We start from the raw sequence: 18890 nt of genomic DNA on the forward strand, positions 1-18890 counted from the left end.
TCCGCAAAGAGCCTTAGTTCACAGTCGAATTATTCAGGTTGAGACGCCGATGCATAAACCACGAACTCGACCAGCATCTCTTCTCTTGCTAACCCTGCAACAACGACCGCTGCACGGTTTGGATAAGGTGCATTGAAGTATTCTCCGTATACGCTGTTTACCGTTTTTAGGTATTCACGGTCTGTCACGTAAATCAGAACTTGCAGCACAGAATCCATCGATTCGCCTGCACACTCCAACGTATGAACAAGGTTGTTAAAAGTCTGACGCGTTTGCGCTTCGATACCGCCTTCTACTACTGCGCCCGTTTCATCAATTGGAATCTGCGCGGTGTATAGAGTGCCGTTATTTACGATTGCCCACTCTAGTGGTGCTTTTGAAGCAAAAAGAGCGGTTTTTACTGGGTGTTTTTTAGTTTGTGCGTTCACGATTCCATCCAACTTTGTAACAACTATGTTTCAAGATGGTTAAATACTGCACCTTGACGACTGATAAATCTAACGGTAAATTTTGTGCATTTGATAAATAAAATCTATCACCTTTCAAAAAGTAAGGTATAGCAAGGGCTAGAGAAGGATCAGTGCCATGAGTATTAAGCTACAACAGTTAAAACATTTTGTTTTAGTGGTCGAAGAAGGCGGATTTCGAGCAGCATCTCACCGAGCAAATCGCTCGCAAGCGGCACTTTCTACATCGATAAAAGAGTTGGAAAAAATACTCGGCCAACCACTGTTTGAAACAGGCAACAAATCCACGCTGACACCTTTTGGAGAAATATGCCTTCCAAAAATCATTCAGTTTCTTAATGTTTACAAAGCGTTAGACAATGACCTACGTGCAGCCGCGGCAGGACAACAAGGAAGAGTTCGAATAGCGAGCGTGCCATCGGTAGCCGCAAAATTAATCCCTAGTGTTTTAGGGGCTTTTTGTGAGCAGTACCCGAATGTAGAAGTGAGTTTGATTGATGATAATGCGGCTGGTGTGGAAGCAAGATTGCTCTCTGGAGAAGTGGATGTTGCCCTCGGAAATAGCTCCCATTTAGAAGAAGAGAGCATCGATTTCACACCACTACTGTCCGATCCTATTGGTGTGGTCTGCCTCAGAGACAACCCTATCGCCTCTCAGTTAGAGGGAATCGAATGGCAAACTTTGTTAAAACAACCCTTCATTCGCAACGGGACGTGTACCCTACTTGACCCAACCCCCGCACGAATGCTCAGCGAACAAGCGCTCTATTCAGTGGAGAACATCACTTCGTTGTTTTCTGTATTAGAACTTGGGATAGGCGTAACCACGTTACCTAAACTGGCCTTCCCTACCAATGAGACTCGCTTGGTGTGGATTCCGTTGATTGACCCGCCGTTACAGCGCCAGATCGGTATTTTTAGATTGTCTGATCGGACGATTTCGCCACAAGCTCAAGCCTTCCACGACTTGTGTATTCAGTACCTAAGTTATGAAGAAGAGTTATAGAGGGAATGTAACTGTGTTCTCTCTCTTATAAAGCCGAGATAGAGTCGCTAACAGAACCGTTAACAGAAGAGCACATCAAGAAATTCCACCTCTAATCCCAATAATTTGACCTTATATTCAGAGCTTTTTGCCCTAAGCTTCAGATTTTTCCAAGCCCTTCAGCTCTTTACATCCATGTTTAGGGCTGAATTACTCCCATAATATTCATCTTAAGCGCCGATTTATTCGCTCCGTAATGCCTGAAAGACGTCAAAAATGACATCGTGACAAACTATTTTTAAAAATAATCACTTCCAGATAGAGAACGCCGTATAGATAAATCACTCAACAAACGAGTGCCTGTATCGCTGGCTAAAAGTGCCTTTCTCCCCTTGTCGGATAGCGTTAAACAATTAACTTAGAAATGAAGCTAAGTGTTTGAATAGTCTTAATTGATAAGATCGCAACTTGCCAAATTAACTCCTTTAGTTTTTATAAAAGACATCTATTTTTACTGAAAATAAAGCATCTAAAATTTTCATGAATAAAGTTATTGAATTATTACTTTCATAAATGAAAAACACATCTTTCAAAAATGGAATTATTGATGTCGATATTTGTCGTTTTGATCACATAATTTTAGGCGTAATTTATATTTTGTCGAAGCGATAACGAATTAGTTTATGTCCGTTTCATTTCGTCAGGGAGATATAAAACCAGTAAGGGTTTTTCTTAAAAGCAAATCAAGTGTTATTAACAAGTGAAATGTAGTAACAAGTTAAATTTAAACTGTGTTTTATATTAACTTACACTGTTTAACATAAGGTTTTATTATGAGGCTTAATGGGATAAGTAGCGACATCCTTGTTGCCGCTAAAAGAGTTGTTCTCTGCCAAATAGTATTAGCCATCGGTGTAGTTTTATATGAAGTGTTTTTTGGTAATAAAGTAGATATGGAATCTTCAGCTTTGGGCATCGGAATTGCGATGTTACCTCCGCTGTTTGGATTTATATATGCAAGCCTAAAGGTGCGTAAGAATCCTAATTATAGTTTACGTGACTTAATGCAAATGAGTCGTGTCGTGAAAATAACTTATACGTTCTTAATGTTTATATTGGCATTCCAGTTCTTCAAATTGGATAACCCAGTAATATTATACGCGTACATTTTCACAATGATTGGGTACTTCTTAACACCATTTATTACTGCCTCTAATAGATCGGAGTACGCGTAGTATGGATCAAGTAACTACCGCTCACGAATACATAGAGCATCACTTAACCTTCTTAACTACAGGTGATGGTTTCTGGGCGTTCAACATTGACTCGATGCTGGTATCTTGGATTACAGGTTTACTGTTCATTGGGGCGTTTCGATATGTCGTGACCAAAGGCACTAGCGGTGTTCCAGGTCGTTTTCAATGTTTTATCGAACTCATCTTTGATTTTGTTAACAACCTAGTCAAAGAGATTTTTCAAGCGGAAGATAAATTAATAGGGCCACTGGCATTAACCACTTTTGTTTGGGTGTTGTTAATGAACGCGGTTGATTTATTACCTATTGATTTAATACCAGGGTTAACTCGAGTAATCGGCCTTGAACACTTTAGAGACTTACCGACAGCGGATGTAAATATCCCAATGTCGATGGCACTCGGTGTGTTTATTTTACTGTTAACCTATACGTTAAAAAATAAAGGTTTGAAAGGCTTTATCAAAGAGCTTACTACACAGCCATTTGATAACCCTCTTTTATATCCTGTTAACTTTGTTCTTGAATTAATTACATTAATTTCAAAACCAATATCACTAGGCTTACGATTATTCGGAAATATGTATGCAGGTGAGATGATATTCATCCTTATTGCATTAATGCCATGGTGGATGCAATGGGCACTGAGTGTTCCATGGGCTTTATTCCACATATTAATCGTATTCTTACAAGCATTTATATTTATGGTACTGACCGTTGTTTATTTAGCAATGGCAACAGAAGAACACCATTAATTAATAACTAAAAAATTAACTAACAAATTATTTATCGGAGATACAAATGGATATCGTAAGCGCAGTTTTATATGTAGCAGGTGCATTACTGATCGGTTTAGGTGCAGCGGGTGCGGCATCTGGTATTGGTAACTTAGCAGGTAAATACCTTGAAGGTGTTGCTCGTCAACCGGATCTTACTCCAATGCTTCGTACTCAATTCTTCATCATGATGGGCCTTGTGGATGCTGTACCGATGATCGGTGTTGGTATCGGTCTATACATCATCTTTGCCGTGGCTTAATTAAATAGCTTTGAAAAGATCGATTTGTAAATAATCAAGATTTAGCGAGGAAGGTATGAACTTAAATGCAAGCATGTTTGGACAAGCAATATCATTCGTGATTTTTGTTTGGCTGTGCATGAAATATGTATGGCCCCCTCTCACCGCAATGTTAGACGAGCGCCAAAAAGAGATCGCTGATGGTTTACGCCACTCAGAGAATGCTGCGAAAGAGCTAGAACTAGCGAAATCGAATGGCGCACAACTCGTCGAAGATGCAAAAAGAAACGTGACTGAACTGATTGAACAAGGCAAAAAGCGCCGCAACGAAATCATCAGCTTAGCTCACGAAGAAGCCGAGCAAGAGAAGGCACGCATCTTAGAACAAGGTAGAGCTGAACTCGAAGGCGAACGTCAAAAGTTACGCCGTGAGCTTCAGGCGGACATGGCAGACGCTGTTATTCAAAGTGCACAAAAACTGATTAGCAAAAACCTAGATTCTGAAACGAACCGAGCGTTAGTTGATCAATTGATTAGCGAACTCTAAACGGAGGCAATATGTCAGATTACACCAATATTGCTCATCCCTACGCTAAAGCATCGTTCGACTTTGCTTTAGGTGAAAACAAGTTGCAAGAGTGGCACTCAATGCTGTTGATTCTTGTGACGGTAGCGGAAGAAGAAACAATCGCTAAGCAGATCTCTTCAGCAGAAGGCTCTCGCACTGACTCTGAAGAACTGGCCAATCTCTTCATTCATATTTGCCAAGGGCTCGTTGATGACCACGTCATTAATCTCGTTCGAGTCTTGGCTGAGAATGGCCGTCTTGCAGTGATAAGAGACCTGTTTAACTTGTTCAGCGATCTAAAGGACGAACATGAACGTGTAATTCCTGTCACTGTCACCAGTTCAGAATTGCTTACACAAGATCAGGTTATCTCCCTAACGGCTGCACTTGAGAAGAAATTAGAGCGTCAAGTTGAAATGGAACAGGTTATTGATGACACGCTGGTTGGTGGGATTGTTATCAAAGCGGGTGAAACCGTTATCGATGGTTCTCTAAATACATCAATTAACCGATTAGCTAATCAGCTTCACGCGAGATAGGTAACAATTATGCAATTAAATTCTAATGAAATCAGCGATCTAATCAAAAATCGCATCGCGAAGTTTAATGTGAGCACCGAAGCTCGCAATGAAGGCACGATCGTATCGGTTCGTGACGGTATCATCACCATTAATGGCCTAGCGGATGTGATGCAAGGTGAGATGATTGAGCTACCGGGCGCCAAGTACGCACTCGCACTTAACCTAGATACCCACTCAGTCGGCGCCGTTGTTATGGGCCCCTACACTGATCTATCTGAAGGTATGAAAGTAAAAGGTACGGGTCGTATCTTGGAAGTACCGGTAGGTAACGGCCTACTTGGTCGCGTAGTGAACACACTAGGCGAACCCATCGATGGTAAAGGCCCAGTAAGCTGTGACCGACTTGACCCAGTAGAAGTGATTGCACCGGGTGTAATCGAACGTAAGTCAGTCGATCAGCCAATTCAAACCGGCTACAAAGCGGTAGACACCATGGTGCCAATCGGTCGTGGTCAACGTGAACTTATCATCGGTGACCGTCAGACAGGTAAAACAGCGCTCGCTATCGATGCCATCATCAACCAAAAAGACTCTGGCATTAAATGTGTTTATGTTGCGATTGGCCAAAAAGCGTCAACCATCGCTAACGTGGTTCGTAAACTCGAAGACCACGATGCACTTAAAAATACCATCGTTGTTGTGGCGTCAGCATCAGAATCAGCAGCGCTTCAATACCTAGCCCCTTATGCGGGTTGCACCATGGGTGAATATTTCCGTGACCGCGGCGAAGACGCACTGATCATTTACGATGACCTATCAAAACAAGCGGTTGCTTACCGTCAAATCTCATTGCTATTGAAACGCCCACCGGGTCGTGAAGCCTTCCCTGGCGACGTATTTTACCTTCACTCACGCCTTCTAGAACGTGCAGCACGAGTGAACGCAGAGTATGTAGAGAAGTTCACTAACGGTGAAGTGAAAGGCCAAACAGGCTCATTAACCGCGCTGCCTATCATTGAAACCCAAGCGGGTGACGTGTCTGCGTTTGTACCAACCAACGTAATCTCAATCACCGATGGTCAGGTTTTCCTTCAAACCCAACTATTCAACTCAGGCTTACGTCCTGCTGTTGACCCAGGTATCTCGGTATCTCGTGTGGGTGGTGCTGCGCAGTGCAAGATCATCAAGAAATTGTCGGGTGGTATCCGTACTTCACTGGCTCAATACCGTGAGCTAGCCGCGTTTGCTCAGTTCTCTTCTGACCTAGATGAGATGACTCGTAAACAGCTTGACCATGGTGAGCGTGTAACTGAACTGATGAAGCAAAAACAATACTCTCCGATGTCTGTCGCTGAGCAAGCAACGGTTATCTACGCAGCAGAAAAAGGCTATTTGGCTGACGTAGAGTTACACAAAGTAGCGCGTTTCGAAGAAGAGTTAATTGCTTATGCACAAGCTCAGAACCCAGAGTTGTTCGACACCATCAATGCGAACGGTGACTACAACGATGAGATCGACAGTGCACTTGCAAAACTGCTTGGTGACTTTGTAGCGTTGAAAGCTTGGTAAACGCTCCGGTTTGTTGGCTGGAAATCAAAACAAATTAGGAGCAGATAATGGCAAATACTAAAGAAATTCGCACCAAGATAGGCAGTGTTAGTAACACTCAGAAAATCACCAGTGCAATGGAGATGGTTGCGGCAAGTAAGATGCGTAAGGTTCAGGACAACATGACGTTAACGCGTCCCTATGCCGAGAACATGCGCAAAGTTATCTCTCACGTCGCATCGGGGTCACTGGAATACCAGCACCCCTATCTTCAACAGCGTGAACCAAAACGCGTTGCTTACATCATTATTTCGTCTGACAGAGGCTTATGTGGTGGCTTGAACTCAAACCTGTTCAAGAAAGTGTTGGAAGAAATGGAGCAATGGCAGGCCAAGGGGGTTGAGGTAGAAACCACTCTAATCGGTTCGAAAGCTATCTCATTTTTCCAACGCAGCGGCAATGTTATCGCGCAAACGTCAGGCCTTGGTGACGCGCCTAAATTGGAAGACATCTTAGGCACAGTAAATGCGATGCTGGAGCATTACGACGAAGAAAAGATCGACAGTTTATTTCTCGTTTACAACCAGTTCGTGAACACCATGGTTCAAGCACCCACGGCTTTGCAGTTGCTACCCCACCCTTCTGATACAGAGGCTGATGGTGAAGCAAGAAAAGCACGTCGTTGGGATTACATCTATGAACAAGCGCCAAGAGATATCCTCTCTGAGCTGTTACATCGATACATTGAATCGCAAGTGTACCAAGGCATCGTAGAGAGCATTGCCTGTGAGCAAGCAGCCCGAATGGTAGCCATGAAAGCGGCGACCGATAACGCAGGCCAACTCATTGATGATTTGCAGTTGGTGTACAACAAAGCGAGACAGGCTGCCATTACCCAAGAACTGAGTGAAATAGTCTCAGGCGCTCAAGCTGTCTAAAGGCAGCAGAGAGTGGGTCAGAACAGAATTTGAGGATTTAGAGATGAGTGTTGGAAAAATAGTTAAAGTAATCGGCGCGGTAGTTGACGTCGAATTCAGCGGCGGCAACAGCCCTCGCGTTTATGATGCATTGAAAGTCACCAGCGACGAAGCAAGCTCGCTAGTATTGGAAGTTCAGCAACAACTTGGCGGCAACATCGTTCGTTGTATTGCAATGGGTACATCTGATGGCTTGCGCCGCGGTCTAACCGTTGAAAATACAGGTTCTCCGATCACCGTCCCTGTGGGTGAAGAGACTCTAGGCCGTATCATGAACGTGCTTGGGCAACCTATCGATGAGTGTGGTGAAATCGGCCAGAAAGAGAGCTACGAAATTCACCGTGAAGCGCCCTCTTATGAAGAGCAAGCCAACAGCACAGAGCTTCTAGAGACCGGTGTTAAGGTTATCGACCTTATTTGTCCGTTCGCTAAGGGTGGTAAAATCGGTCTGTTCGGTGGTGCGGGTGTAGGTAAAACCGTCAACATGATGGAGCTTATCAACAACATCGCTAAAGCCCACTCAGGTCTTTCTGTATTTACCGGTGTTGGTGAACGAACTCGTGAAGGTAACGATTTCTACTACGAGATGAAAGAAGCTGGCGTACTAGACAAAGTTGCCATGGTTTACGGCCAAATGAACGAGCCACCAGGAAACCGTCTTCGTGTTGCGCTGACTGGTCTTACTATGGCTGAACGTTTCCGTGATGAAGGTCGTGACGTACTGTTGTTCATTGATAACATCTACCGTTACACGCTTGCGGGAACAGAGGTATCTGCACTGTTAGGTCGTATGCCATCAGCAGTAGGTTACCAACCAACACTTGCCGAAGAGATGGGTGTTCTACAAGAACGTATTACATCAACCAGACAAGGTTCTATCACGTCTATCCAAGCGGTATACGTACCTGCGGATGACTTGACGGATCCATCGCCAGCAACAACCTTTGCTCACTTAGATGCAACAGTTGTACTGTCTCGTAACATCGCTGCATTGGGTCTGTACCCTGCGATTGACCCGCTGGATTCGACCTCTCGTCAACTGGATCCTCTCGTGGTTGGTCAAGAGCACTACGACATTGCACAAACGGTTCAAACCACGCTGCAACGTTACAAAGAGCTTAAAGACATCATCGCGATTCTTGGTATGGATGAGCTTTCAACCGAAGATAAACAGATCGTATCTCGTGCTCGTAAGATTGAACGTTTCTTAACTCAGCCTTACCACGTAGCAGAAGTATTTACTGGTCAGAAAGGTGTGTTTGTACCGCTAAGCGAAACGCTACGAGGCTTTAAAGGCCTGCTAAATGGCGAATATGACGACATCCCAGAGCAAGCATTCTTGTACTGTGGCTCTATCGACGAAGTGCTTAACAAAGCGAAATCACTCTAAAAGGTAGGTGCATCATGGCTATTGGAGTTACAGACAATACATTTCAACTTAATATCGTAAGTGCGGAAGGTACACTGTTTTCAGGGCCGGCACATGCCCTAGCTATCTCCGGTGCAGACGGTGAACTGGGGATTCGCCCAGGTCACTCCCCTCTTCTGAGTAAGATAAAACCGGGTGTGTCCGTGTTCGTTACCGACCTTAAAGCCGAGGAGCAAGTGCTTTACATCTCTGGTGGTATGGTCGAAGTGCAACCGGATGTGGTCACCGTGTTAGCCGATACGGCCTTGCATGGTAAGGACATTGACCGCGCTCGTGCAGAAGAAGCGAAATACGCTGCCCTAGAGAACATCAACAAGGGCAATGTCGACATCAATTTTGCACAAGCTCAACTGGAACTGGCAAAAGCCGTCGCTCAGCTTCGTGCATCAGAATTAACGTCTTCTCGCACTCGTCACTGAGAATAGAGCTTAGATGCTGCTACTAGATGCTTAGTGTTTGATGTGTAAATAGTCTACCCACTTAAAAACCGTTTAAGTGGGTAGACTACATCAATAACCCTTACTTCTCTTTCAACTTCCCCGCCCTTTTAACCGTTCCAATACACCCTTTTTCGCCAGCGCTTACAGCATTACTTCTCTGCAAAACGTGCTTGGTGTGGGCCCAATTCATGACCTAGCGGTTGTGTGAGCGAATGATATAGCTCCGGCTTACGACCTCGAATCCAGCGCCTTCCGGTACACATCTCCAACTCTTCGGCTTTTAGCTCTGCAATTACCATGTCGTTATCAACGCTGTCTGTCTCTGTAATAATTTCTCCATAAGGGCTTAGGATCATCGCATTGCCTGTTCTAACTTCATCCATATCCACACCAACGCCATTACTAAACACCACAAACATACCGTTGTCGTGCGCTCTTGCCGGTAACCAACGCATTAGCCATTCACGGCCATTCTTACCCTGCATTTCAGCGCGAATCGCTTCCGGGTTTTCATCTCGGTTAAACCATAACTCTGGGTCGATTCGTTTCATGGCATTTGGGCTACGTGATTGGCAACCGCCCGTCTGATGCGGTGCAATCAGAATATCGGCGCCTTTCAACGCGGTGATTCGTACATTCTCAACTAAGTTGTTATCCCAACAAATCAAAATACCGACTTTGCAACCATGAGGTGTATCGAACACCGTGTATTGGTCGCCACTGCTCATGTATGGGCTAACGAAAGTGTGCAGCTTTCGATGTTTCTGTACTTCACCATTGGGCATGGCAAATACATAGGTGTTGTATAGCTCGCCATCGCAGCCCTTCTCTATCAAACCTGCGCCAACGCTCATGCCAAATTGTGTCGCTAGCGAAACGAGCTTTTGAGTCGACTCGCCGCTTGGTACAGGTTCCGCGAGTGCTTCTATCTCGCATCGCGACAGTGCAGACACATGCCAATAACCTGTAATGCACATTTCTGGGAAGCTGATGATCTCCACATCGCTCTCCGCAGCTTGTTGAACGTATTGCTCAATCACCGACAAGTTATACGCCTTGTCGCCTGCATGATGGTTAAACTGAACCGACGCTACTTTGATGTCTCTTTTCATTATTTGTCCTCAAATTCCGCTTTATCTGATTTGGTATGAACTCAGTATAAAAAATCGATTCAATTCCATATAATGAAAGATATTCTCAATTCAATGAGCATTTGGAATGGAATTTGATTTACTGAAGGCGTTTTGTCAGTTAGCTAAATCGGGCAATTATCGCTTGGCATCAGAGCAGCTTTACATCACTCAATCGGCGCTCACCAAAAAGATTCAGCGATTAGAATCCAATATAGGAGCAAGTCTGTTTTCTCGTGGCAGGAACGGCGCAGAGCTGACGTATGCAGGCAAAACCTTACTACCTGAAGCCCAACGCTTAGTTCATTCAATGCAAGCGTTTGAGCAACTTTCAGGCTCTGTAGTGAATGGAACTCAGGGACATTTGAACATTGGTTTTGGTGTGTCTACATACCATGAAGCACCTAAGCTGGTTGCCGCTTATAAACAACAGTACCCAGACGTTCACATCACCTTGAATGACACGCCCTCCAAGCAGCAGACGGATGAGCTATTGAGCCACGAACTCGATATCAGCTTCAATCGAATACCCACTTCGTCAGTTCTAAATAGCCTAACGCTGTTCAATGATTCCCTTGTGATAGCCATTCACAAAGATCTTCTCAAGCAAGCGCCAAACAAAGATCAGGTTATCTCTGAATTACCTAAGTGGCCTTATCTAAAGCTCGCTCAACACCGCGGCCCCGGACTGGACAAGCAGATCCAACAATATTGTCTCGCCAATAATATCGACCTATCCAAGACACAAGAAGCCGACGACATTCTTACCCTGCTGGCGTTAGTATCAGCCAATATCGGCTTCACCATAGTACCGAGCAGCGCGCAGTACATTAGCAACACCAAGGTTGAGTTCATTCCATTAGAAGGCAAGCACACCACTTGGCCTATCGGATTGATATGGAATGGAGAGAGTGAAAATCCACTCAGGGATAGGTTCGTCGAATTTGTGGTTCAGCAGGTAGGAAGCAGCTTGTAAGTCAGCGATGGCTTTAAGTGTTTAAGTGTTTAAGTGTTTAAGTGTTTAAGTGTTTAAGTGTTTAAGTGCGGTGGCATACATGGTGACAAGGGCAATATAAAGCGCACTGCACTTTATATTGCATACTCGACATGAAAAGCGACTTAGGCAGATCACTATTAAAAATTACAGCTGACTGGTCTCAAACCAATTACGAATATGCTGCGCAACGATCTTAGGCTGCTCCATTGTCGATAAGTGTCCGCAATCAGGAATAACATGAAGCGATACCTGCTTGATGTGTTTTGCCATTAACAGGTGATTATCGATTGGACATAACAGATCATCTTTGCCAGTAATGAGCAAAGTAGGAACCTGAATATCGGCCAGCAGCGGTCTCGCGTCAGGACGAGTCGCCAATGCCTGAGCGTGAGCTTCAAACCGTTCAACGCCAATATTGTTCGCCATTTGTGTGATTCTTTGAGTCAGCTCTTGATTCGCTAGCTGGTTCAGATGGATAAGCACTGGCATTAGAATGTCAGGCGTTATTGACTCAAACTCCCCTGCTTTTGCTTTATCAACCAAGGCGTTTCTCTTCTCTGACACTTCTGGCTTTTCATCTGCAGAATTGGTGTCCATTAAGATCAAGCCTTTCACACGTTGTGGCGCTTGTCGAAAGACTTCAAACGCGAGAATGCCGCCCATAGATAAGCCGCCAAGCACGAAACTTTCCGGGGCGTTATCTAGCACTTTACTCGCCAAGGCTTGCATGGATGTGTCGGCTCCCAAGTCACAAGTAAAAGGAGCCACCCAATCGGGCAGCTCTTTATTGACGTCTTGAAACAACGCTTCATCACATAACAAACCAGGTAACCATAGCAGTGGTACTTCTGGTTTCATCATTAATTGTCCTGCAGTGTTTGTGGTTGGTCAGAACCCAATACCACGTAAGTGAAGCTGGTGCCTCTTAGGTTCTCAAGGCTGTACGATGCGCCTGCGGGTACACTAAATACGTCGCCAGTGGTCAGGACGACTTGCGCTTGCTCGCCGTCTTGAACGATGTTTAATAATGTATCGCCTTCGAAGTTAATCAACACCTGCTTTTCGTCACGTTGATGAACAGGGATGCTCGCACCTTCCGTTAACTCGTACGCCATGATACTCACGTCATCAACGCTTTTAACTTGGAAGTCGTAGCTCGCAGATGGGTGACCCGTTAATGCAAACTGTTTAACGCCAGGCTTGTCAAAATCACCTGAGATTTCTCGGTAATCCTTTTTCAATGCGACGAAAGGCATCATCTGCTCAGCCGTATACGTATCGAACTTGCTCAGCTCTTCTTCCGATAACAGTGGCATCAGATCAGATTGATTTGGCACTGCATCGCCGTCAATCGTATCAACCAATGTGCCGTCTGCTTTTAGGTATAAACCATAGCCTTGGCTGTCTGTAATCACGCTAGGGTGCCAAACCACGCCACCGCCAGAGTTATCACCACCTAACACGGAGTACATAAAGCCGTAATCACGCCCTACAACCTCAAAACCTCGGAACAGGTTAGTAGGAATCGAGATAACATCGCCGTGCGACAACACTGCTTCGTGTTCACCTTCGTTACCCCAATAGAATCTAAACTGACCTTTGAAGACGACGAATAGCTCAGCAGTATGGTGAGAGTGCAGAGAGTTCTTGATCCCTGGAGGCTGACCAGCTGCACCAATGTTAAAACCAGCAGTTTCACGGATATGAACATGTTGGCGGCTGCTTTCAGCGACACCAGCACCAATGATGCAGAAGTTGTCTTTTAGATCGCTTCCTGGCGTACGTGCATCAATGAAAGCACTCGTTCCGGGGATAAGCTCCATGTAACGAACGAGATTGTTATTTATTTTATTTTGTAGGGTCATTCTAAATTCCTTCTTACCTAACCTAGCGGTCTTCCACCATCGACGGCGATGGTAGTTCCGGTTGAAAATGTTAGTAGATCAGCGGCTGCATAAACGGCGTTGGCAACCTCTTCGTCACTCGCTAATCGTTTAAGCGGAGTCGACTGCTCTTGTGCGTTACGCCATTCATCATCTAACCCTTTGACAAATTCGGTATCCACTAAGCCAGGTGCTACAGCGAGCACTCGGATATCTGGAGATAAAGCACGGCCTAATGAGCGCGTCATGTTTTCAACCGCCGACTTACTCGCACAGTACGCCACGTTGCTACCCATTGCGGTTTGCGCTGCAATCGAGGTAATGTTTACGACGCAACCTTTAGCGCTACGAAGTAAAGGCTCAAACGCGCGAACCATCGCAAATGGAGCGCGAACATTGACGCGGAAGATCTTGTCTATCAGATCGTCGCTTAAGGACTCTAAATCACTGTGCGCGACAAACTTTGTCATACCAGCACAGTTGACTAGCAAGTCTACTGAATCCGACGATTCTTTAACTTGTTCAGCCAAAGCGCCAATCGCAGAGCTGTCTTCAACATTAAGTTGATACATGGCATGACCTGAACCTTGTAAGCTGTCCAAGATCTGTTGAGCTGCAACCTCATTACTGTTGTAGGTAAACACAACGCGATAGCCAGATTGCGCTAATTTGTGACATATGGCGGCACCGATGCCGCCACTGCCGCCTGTAACTAAGGCGAGTTTTGTCATGTTATGCCTCTACCGATTTTTCTTTGTAGCGACGAACACGAATGTCTGCTTGCTCTTTGTGGCCAGCGAAACCTTCTAGTGCACATAGACGTGAACAGTACTCACCGACTTTTAGCGAAGCCGCTTCAGTTACGCGCTGGTAAGTACATGTTTTAATGAATTTACCAACCCACAGACCACCGGTGTAGCGTGCTGCTTTGTTTGTTGGCAGTGTATGGTTAGTACCGATACATTTATCGCCGTAAGAAACGTTCGTCTCACGACCTAAGAACAATGCGCCGTAGTTAGTCATGTTATCTAGGAAGTACTTAGGATCTTTTGTCATTACTTGGACGTGTTCAGAAGCAATGTCATCTGCTACTTCAACCATCTCTTCGTAGCTATCACAAACAATAACCTGGCCGTAGTTTTCCCAAGCTTTACCAGCTACTTCAGCAGTAGGAAGAATCGTTAGCTGACGCTCAATTTCTTTTACTGTCTCTTTAGCAAAAGTTTCGCTATTGGTTAGCAGTACCGCAGGAGAGTTGTAACCGTGCTCAGCTTGACCAAGTAAGTCCGCTGCGGCTAATTCAGGATCACATCCCTCTTCGTCTGCAATCACAAGCGTCTCTGTTGGGCCAGCAAACAAATCGATACCAACACGACCAAACAGCTGACGTTTTGCCTCTGCAACAAATGCGTTACCCGGGCCAACGATCATATCTACTGGAGCAATCGTTTCTGTACCAAGCGCCATTGCACCCACCGCTTGTACGCCACCAAAACAATAAATCTCATCCGCACCCGCCATCGCCATTGCCGCTACAATTGCCACATTTGGTTGACCGTTAAAAGGAGGAGCACAAGCAATAACACGCTTCACGCCTGCCACTTTTGCAGTAAGAACACTCATGTGCGCTGATGCAACCAATGGGTACTTACCACCTGGGATGTAACAACCAACACTGTTTACTGGCACGTTTTTGTGACCTAGAACAACACCTGGCATGGTTTCTACTTCTACGTCATGCATTGAGTCACGTTGGATCTGAGCGAAGTTGCGAACTTGTGTTTGTGCAAATTCAATGTCGTGCTTAGTAGATTCGTCCAATGCGTCCACACATGCCTGAATTTGGTCATCTGTTAAGCGAAACTGCTCCGGAGACCAGTTATCAAATTTTTCTGAAAGCTCACGTACTGCACTGTCACCTTTCTTTTCGATGTCAGAAAGAATGTTCTCAACCGTTTGACGTACTTGCGCGTTGTTTGATGCTGATGCTTCTTCAGTGATGCCGTGTTTTAGAATGCGAGCCATGCTTAATTCTCCTTGTGGCGTATGCCTAGTGTTTGCTTGTGTGTAGTTTTAACAGAGTTTATTTTTTGTTTTGTATACTTTTGGATACGAATGCAAAACAAACATAAACATTTTTTTAACACTTGGCAAATTCATTTCTCGACTTGAAAAATTAAATGCAAATTATTGTTTTAAAGATAAAAATCATTTCAAAACGGCCAGATACGATACCTGATGAATTAAAATACAATCAATTTATGTTGCATTGATCACATTGTTTTTACTCTTTTTTTACAACAACACATGTTAAGTTTTGCATACCTTTGCAAAAGCGAACGAAAAGTAATGGAGAAAAAAAAGTAATGGATAACTTTAAGTACACACTGAACAACACCGAGCTACTTGGGACTTTTGTTAAAACCCCTCACCCACACATCATTGAAGTGCTTGCGTTGGCAGAACTCCCTTTCATTGTGCTAGACGCGGAACACGCCCCTTTTGATAGATCGACACTGGATAGCTGTATTCTGGCTGCGCGCGCAAATCAACTCCCTTGCGTAGTTCGAGTTCAAGATAGCCAGCCATCGACCATTTTGAATGCGTTAGATTGCGGTGCGACAGGAATCCAGATCCCTCACGTATGCAGCGCCGAGCAAGCAGAAAAACTGGTGAAGATGTCCCATTATGGTGAAGGTGGCCGAGGCTATGCAGGCTCAAGCCGCGCAGCAAAATACGCAACTAAACCAATGGCAAGTCACTTGAAAGACAGCCAGAACAACACGGTAGTGATTGCGCAAATTGAAGATCCAGAAGGTGTGGTAAATGCTGAATCAATTGCAAAAGTGGAAGGCGTTGATGCCCTGTTCATTGGCCAAGTAGACTTAGCTGTGTCTTACGGTGCTGAAAGTGTGAATGATGAATGCGTGCGAGAAGCGAGCATAAAAATAATCAAAGCAGCTCAACAGGTTAACAAGCCTGTGGGAATGTTTGTCGCAAATGCTCAAGCGGCTCGTCACTGGAAAGAGCTCGGCGTTAACTTTTTTTGCGTCGGTTCTGAACACAAAATGATCATTGATGGCTTTCGAAATGAGCAAGCCGTCATGAAATCATAATTTTTCTTTGTGATTTCAAATGTTACACGTATTGTAATTATCAAACCTTGCTCATTAGAGTCTGTTGACCTAATCAAGGTAGCGCTTGGATTTATCGCGATATAAGGAGATTCACCATAAAAGCGAAAGTTACCTCTATTGATGTTGCCAAAATGCTTGGCGTTTCTCAGTCTACTGTTTCTCGGGCATTCAGTCCGACAGCGAGCATTAGTGAGAAGAAGCGTAAAATGGTTATGGATGCCGCGACCAAGCTTGGCTACACGCCAAATGCGATCGCTCGCAGCCTTATTTCCAATCGTTCAGGGTTAGTGGCTATCGCACTTGATAGCGAATCAAACCCAATGTACGACTTGCAATCTCGTGCACTCGCGATGGAAATTCAAAAGCGCGGCGGTCAAGTTGTCCTTTGCCCTATCGACAAAGACGACTTGGATCTCGCCATTTCACGAGCAATTGAATATCAGGTTGATGGCTTGATCATCGCCACCAGCCGCCTGACCTCTCGTGCGTTTGCACAATGTGAAAAGTTTGGTGTTCACTTAAGCCTCATCAACCGATATACCGAAGGTATCAATGCGAACAGTGCAGGCCTAGACAACCAGCAAGCTGGCACGCAAGCAGCAGATTATTTACTTGATAAAGGCTACAAACAGCTGGCTTATGTAAGTGGTGACGCAGGTTCCATGACCAGTGACAAGCGTTGGTTAGGCTTCTCTGAAACCGTAAAAACACGTGAAGCAGCTTCCCCTATCTTCATCAATGCAAAATACAGTTTTGAGGCTGGATTAGAGGCAGCGAAAGAGCTGATGGAACACACATCAAAACCTGACGCCGTGTTCTGTGCCAATGATATCCTTGCTATGGGTGTCATGGACGGCCTGCGAAAACTTGGTTGCCATATCCCGAAAGACTTTGCCGTCATGGGCGTGGATGATATCCCAATGGCCGCATGGCCGAGTTACGATCTTACGACTATTGCGCAACCAGTAGACAAGATAGTACAGAGTGCAGTGGGAGATTTGATGCAACGTATCAATGAAAATACCGATGCCAAAGGGGCTTACCTATTGGAACCCGGAATTATAGTGGAACGAGGCAGTACATCACTAAGTTCATAAAAGGTTTAGCCAACTTAGTCCCATCTCCAACTTATTAAATCCGCTGTTTTCCCATAAACAAAACGTCATTCAATTTAGAGTAGAAGCCCTAATATCATATTAGGGCTTCTTTCTGTGACCTCGCCTAAAATTTCGTCTATTCGAATTAACTTCTTTATCACTTTCATGGATTTGTTATTGACTTGTTAGTTGTGCGTTTATATTTTGGATTCGTATGCAAAATAAGGATATGAAGTGCGGAATAAAAACCCACTGACCAACATGACTCTAATGAATGCACATAAAAAGTCATGTGATGAAAAAGGAAGAACAATGAAACGCGCAATCTTTACCTCGATAACTGCCCTCGGCTTAACCCTATCTAGCATGAATACGTTTGCAAGCAATGTGATTCGTCTTGCTCACGATAGCCAAGAAACTTCACCCGTACATAAAGCGATGCTGCACTTTGAAAAAGAACTTGAAGCTCGCTCTAATGGCGAACTTGAAGTGGAGATCTACCCAGCTCGACAGCTCGGTGATGTTCGTGAAACCACAGAGCTTGTCCAGCAAGGCAACTTACAAATGACCTTTGGTGCATCGGTGTTGCTGTCACCTTACGTGCCTGAGTTCAACGTACTTGATGTTTTCTACCTATTTGAAGATGAAGCACAAGCGCACAAGGCATTGGACAGCGACAAGATCGGTAAACCACTTCTTACGTCAATGGAATCGAAAGGCTTCCACGGCTTAGGTTTCATGGAGGTTGGTTTTCGTAGCATCACCAACAACAAGCAACCTATCGAAAGTATTGAAGATCTTAATAGTTTAAAAATTCGTTCAGCGTCAAACCCAACACAAATCAGTGCTTGGAAATCAGTGGGCACAGCACCTACACCACTCTCTTGGGGTGAGATCTTCACTTCGTTACAACAAGGCTTAATCAATTCACAAGAGAGCGCGGTTTACTCTATTTACGCTGAGCGTTTTTATGAAGCACAAGAATACCTATCGCTAACTAACCATATTTACACTAACTACGTGCTATTCATGAATAAAGAGTTCTGGGACTCTCTACCGAGTGATCAACAGGCGCTTATCAATGAAGTAAGCCAAGAAACCATCGCGGTACAGCGTGATCTCGCAGCAAAGCAGAACCAAGAAGTCATTAAAGAACTTGAGGCGAAAGGCATGACAGTGAACGTCGTACCTACTGAGGTTCGTGCTCAGATGAAAGAGAAGATGAATGCAGCGGTCTACCAAGAACTGCGCAGTAAAACCGGTGAAGCGCTATTCGACAGCGTGATTACAGAGATCGAACATCTGTAGTTCATACCTTTGTCATCTATCACCTATTACCGACAAACCGTTTTAACGATCTAACAATCGTTACCTCAGATCTCAGGGCATTCTATAAACGGTGTTCTAGGTCTGAGCTGTCGTGTATTCATTGGCATTTAATG

At 44.7% G+C, this 18890-nt stretch carries 20 protein-coding genes; 14 read left to right on the top strand and 6 right to left on the bottom strand.

Going from position 1 to position 18890, the window contains the following annotated elements:
• Positions 1 to 29: 29 nt before the first annotated feature.
• Positions 30 to 428: a RidA family protein gene (locus OCV12_RS23120; protein WP_004741170.1), complete on the bottom strand. Its 399-nt coding sequence runs from the start codon at positions 426 to 428 to the stop codon at positions 30 to 32.
• 157 nt (positions 429 to 585) lie between these two features.
• Here OCV12_RS23120 and OCV12_RS23125 point away from each other — a divergent pair, with 157 nt between their 5' ends.
• The 10 genes from OCV12_RS23125 to OCV12_RS23170 all read left to right on the top strand — a co-directional run bounded on the left by OCV12_RS23125 (position 586) and on the right by OCV12_RS23170 (position 9183).
• Positions 586 to 1473, top strand: coding sequence for a LysR family transcriptional regulator (locus OCV12_RS23125; RefSeq protein WP_261886307.1), 888 nt, complete (start codon positions 586 to 588; stop codon positions 1471 to 1473).
• Between the two features lie 812 nt (positions 1474 to 2285).
• Complete coding sequence (locus OCV12_RS23130; protein ID WP_017632743.1) at positions 2286 to 2687, top strand: hypothetical protein; 402 nt, start codon at positions 2286 to 2288, stop codon at positions 2685 to 2687.
• A gap of 1 nt (position 2688) precedes the next feature.
• Entirely contained in the window at positions 2689 to 3459 is a 771-nt protein-coding gene (gene atpB / locus OCV12_RS23135; protein WP_017632742.1) for a F0F1 ATP synthase subunit A, read from the top strand.
• 46 nt (positions 3460 to 3505) lie between these two features.
• Positions 3506 to 3742 carry a F0F1 ATP synthase subunit C gene (gene atpE / locus OCV12_RS23140; protein ID WP_004730405.1) on the top strand — a complete coding sequence of 79 codons (237 nt, stop codon included), beginning with the start codon at positions 3506 to 3508 and terminating at the stop codon, positions 3740 to 3742.
• Between the two features lie 55 nt (positions 3743 to 3797).
• Positions 3798 to 4268, top strand: coding sequence for a F0F1 ATP synthase subunit B (locus tag OCV12_RS23145; protein WP_017632741.1), 471 nt, complete (start codon positions 3798 to 3800; stop codon positions 4266 to 4268).
• An 11-nt stretch (positions 4269 to 4279) separates the two neighbouring features.
• Positions 4280 to 4828, top strand: coding sequence for a F0F1 ATP synthase subunit delta (locus OCV12_RS23150; RefSeq protein WP_261886308.1), 549 nt, complete (start codon positions 4280 to 4282; stop codon positions 4826 to 4828).
• 9 nt (positions 4829 to 4837) lie between these two features.
• On the top strand, positions 4838 to 6379 hold the full coding sequence (gene atpA, locus OCV12_RS23155) for a F0F1 ATP synthase subunit alpha (RefSeq protein WP_019820617.1): 1542 nt from the start codon (positions 4838 to 4840) through the stop codon (positions 6377 to 6379).
• A 47-nt stretch (positions 6380 to 6426) separates the two neighbouring features.
• A complete protein-coding gene (atpG, locus tag OCV12_RS23160; RefSeq protein WP_017632738.1) occupies positions 6427 to 7296 on the top strand; it encodes a F0F1 ATP synthase subunit gamma in 870 nt (289 codons plus the stop codon).
• Between the two features lie 43 nt (positions 7297 to 7339).
• Positions 7340 to 8725, top strand: a complete 1386-nt coding sequence (atpD, locus tag OCV12_RS23165) for a F0F1 ATP synthase subunit beta (protein ID WP_176679823.1) — start codon at positions 7340 to 7342, stop codon at positions 8723 to 8725.
• Positions 8726 to 8739: 14 nt separating this feature from the next.
• Entirely contained in the window at positions 8740 to 9183 is a 444-nt protein-coding gene (locus OCV12_RS23170; protein ID WP_102290737.1) for a F0F1 ATP synthase subunit epsilon, read from the top strand.
• A gap of 170 nt (positions 9184 to 9353) precedes the next feature.
• Here the strand turns inward: OCV12_RS23170 and OCV12_RS23175 are convergent, their stop codons facing one another.
• On the bottom strand, positions 9354 to 10316 hold the full coding sequence (locus tag OCV12_RS23175) for a nitrilase family protein (RefSeq protein WP_261886309.1): 963 nt from the start codon (positions 10314 to 10316) through the stop codon (positions 9354 to 9356).
• Between the two features lie 106 nt (positions 10317 to 10422).
• On the opposite strand from OCV12_RS23175, the gene OCV12_RS23180 reads away from it, so the two are divergent.
• Positions 10423 to 11310: a LysR family transcriptional regulator gene (locus OCV12_RS23180; protein ID WP_261886310.1), complete on the top strand. Its 888-nt coding sequence runs from the start codon at positions 10423 to 10425 to the stop codon at positions 11308 to 11310.
• Positions 11311 to 11475: 165 nt separating this feature from the next.
• On the opposite strand, the gene OCV12_RS23185 is transcribed toward OCV12_RS23180, so the two are convergent.
• From OCV12_RS23185 to hisD, 4 genes are read right to left on the bottom strand one after another with little or no spacing between them, the layout of a single operon-like run.
• Positions 11476 to 12189 carry an alpha/beta fold hydrolase gene (locus OCV12_RS23185; RefSeq protein WP_390904578.1) on the bottom strand — a complete coding sequence of 238 codons (714 nt, stop codon included), beginning with the start codon at positions 12187 to 12189 and terminating at the stop codon, positions 11476 to 11478.
• A gap of 2 nt (positions 12190 to 12191) precedes the next feature.
• Entirely contained in the window at positions 12192 to 13196 is a 1005-nt protein-coding gene (locus tag OCV12_RS23190; protein WP_176679827.1) for a cupin domain-containing protein, read from the bottom strand.
• 17 nt (positions 13197 to 13213) lie between these two features.
• Positions 13214 to 13945 (bottom strand): SDR family NAD(P)-dependent oxidoreductase, encoded by a 732-nt coding sequence (locus tag OCV12_RS23195; protein ID WP_176679828.1) that lies wholly within the window; start codon positions 13943 to 13945, stop codon positions 13214 to 13216.
• A gap of 1 nt (position 13946) precedes the next feature.
• Entirely contained in the window at positions 13947 to 15239 is a 1293-nt protein-coding gene (hisD, locus tag OCV12_RS23200) for a histidinol dehydrogenase (RefSeq protein WP_017631601.1), read from the bottom strand.
• Between the two features lie 341 nt (positions 15240 to 15580).
• On the opposite strand from hisD, the gene OCV12_RS23205 reads away from it, so the two are divergent.
• From OCV12_RS23205 to OCV12_RS23215, 3 genes are all read left to right on the top strand, one after another.
• A complete protein-coding gene (locus OCV12_RS23205) occupies positions 15581 to 16330 on the top strand; it encodes an HpcH/HpaI aldolase family protein (RefSeq protein WP_261886312.1) in 750 nt (249 codons plus the stop codon).
• Positions 16331 to 16482: 152 nt separating this feature from the next.
• Entirely contained in the window at positions 16483 to 17448 is a 966-nt protein-coding gene (locus OCV12_RS23210) for a LacI family DNA-binding transcriptional regulator (protein WP_132762879.1), read from the top strand.
• A 312-nt stretch (positions 17449 to 17760) separates the two neighbouring features.
• Positions 17761 to 18756, top strand: a complete 996-nt coding sequence (locus OCV12_RS23215; protein ID WP_261886313.1) for a TRAP transporter substrate-binding protein — start codon at positions 17761 to 17763, stop codon at positions 18754 to 18756.
• Positions 18757 to 18890 lie beyond the last annotated feature (134 nt).

The organism is Vibrio pomeroyi, from assembly GCF_024347595.1.
In the GTDB taxonomy this organism is placed as follows: Bacteria; Pseudomonadota; Gammaproteobacteria; order Enterobacterales; family Vibrionaceae; genus Vibrio; species Vibrio pomeroyi.

Bases quoted from the DNA above. Each gene is read 5' to 3' on its own strand.
- OCV12_RS23195 (WP_176679828.1), bottom strand. From the start codon at position 13,945: ATGACAAAACTCGCCTTAGTTACAGGCGGCAGTGGCGGCATCGGTGCC.
- OCV12_RS23205 (WP_261886312.1), top strand. From the start codon at position 15,581: ATGGATAACTTTAAGTACACACTGAACAACACCGAGCTACTTGGGACT.
- atpB (WP_017632742.1), top strand. From the start codon at position 2,689: ATGGATCAAGTAACTACCGCTCACGAATACATAGAGCATCACTTAACC.
- OCV12_RS23175 (WP_261886309.1), bottom strand. From the start codon at position 10,316: ATGAAAAGAGACATCAAAGTAGCGTCGGTTCAGTTTAACCATCATGCA.
- atpA (WP_019820617.1), top strand. From the start codon at position 4,838: ATGCAATTAAATTCTAATGAAATCAGCGATCTAATCAAAAATCGCATC.
- atpD (WP_176679823.1), top strand. From the start codon at position 7,340: ATGAGTGTTGGAAAAATAGTTAAAGTAATCGGCGCGGTAGTTGACGTC.
- OCV12_RS23210 (WP_132762879.1), top strand. From the start codon at position 16,483: ATGCTTGGCGTTTCTCAGTCTACTGTTTCTCGGGCATTCAGTCCGACA.
- atpE (WP_004730405.1), top strand. From the start codon at position 3,506: ATGGATATCGTAAGCGCAGTTTTATATGTAGCAGGTGCATTACTGATC.
- OCV12_RS23215 (WP_261886313.1), top strand. From the start codon at position 17,761: ATGAAACGCGCAATCTTTACCTCGATAACTGCCCTCGGCTTAACCCTA.
- OCV12_RS23150 (WP_261886308.1), top strand. From the start codon at position 4,280: ATGTCAGATTACACCAATATTGCTCATCCCTACGCTAAAGCATCGTTC.
- OCV12_RS23130 (WP_017632743.1), top strand. From the start codon at position 2,286: ATGAGGCTTAATGGGATAAGTAGCGACATCCTTGTTGCCGCTAAAAGA.
- OCV12_RS23125 (WP_261886307.1), top strand. From the start codon at position 586: ATGAGTATTAAGCTACAACAGTTAAAACATTTTGTTTTAGTGGTCGAA.
- OCV12_RS23190 (WP_176679827.1), bottom strand. From the start codon at position 13,196: ATGACCCTACAAAATAAAATAAATAACAATCTCGTTCGTTACATGGAG.
- atpG (WP_017632738.1), top strand. From the start codon at position 6,427: ATGGCAAATACTAAAGAAATTCGCACCAAGATAGGCAGTGTTAGTAAC.
- OCV12_RS23180 (WP_261886310.1), top strand. From the start codon at position 10,423: ATGGAATTTGATTTACTGAAGGCGTTTTGTCAGTTAGCTAAATCGGGC.
- hisD (WP_017631601.1), bottom strand. From the start codon at position 15,239: ATGGCTCGCATTCTAAAACACGGCATCACTGAAGAAGCATCAGCATCA.
- OCV12_RS23170 (WP_102290737.1), top strand. From the start codon at position 8,740: ATGGCTATTGGAGTTACAGACAATACATTTCAACTTAATATCGTAAGT.
- OCV12_RS23145 (WP_017632741.1), top strand. From the start codon at position 3,798: ATGAACTTAAATGCAAGCATGTTTGGACAAGCAATATCATTCGTGATT.
- OCV12_RS23185 (WP_390904578.1), bottom strand. From the start codon at position 12,189: ATGAAACCAGAAGTACCACTGCTATGGTTACCTGGTTTGTTATGTGAT.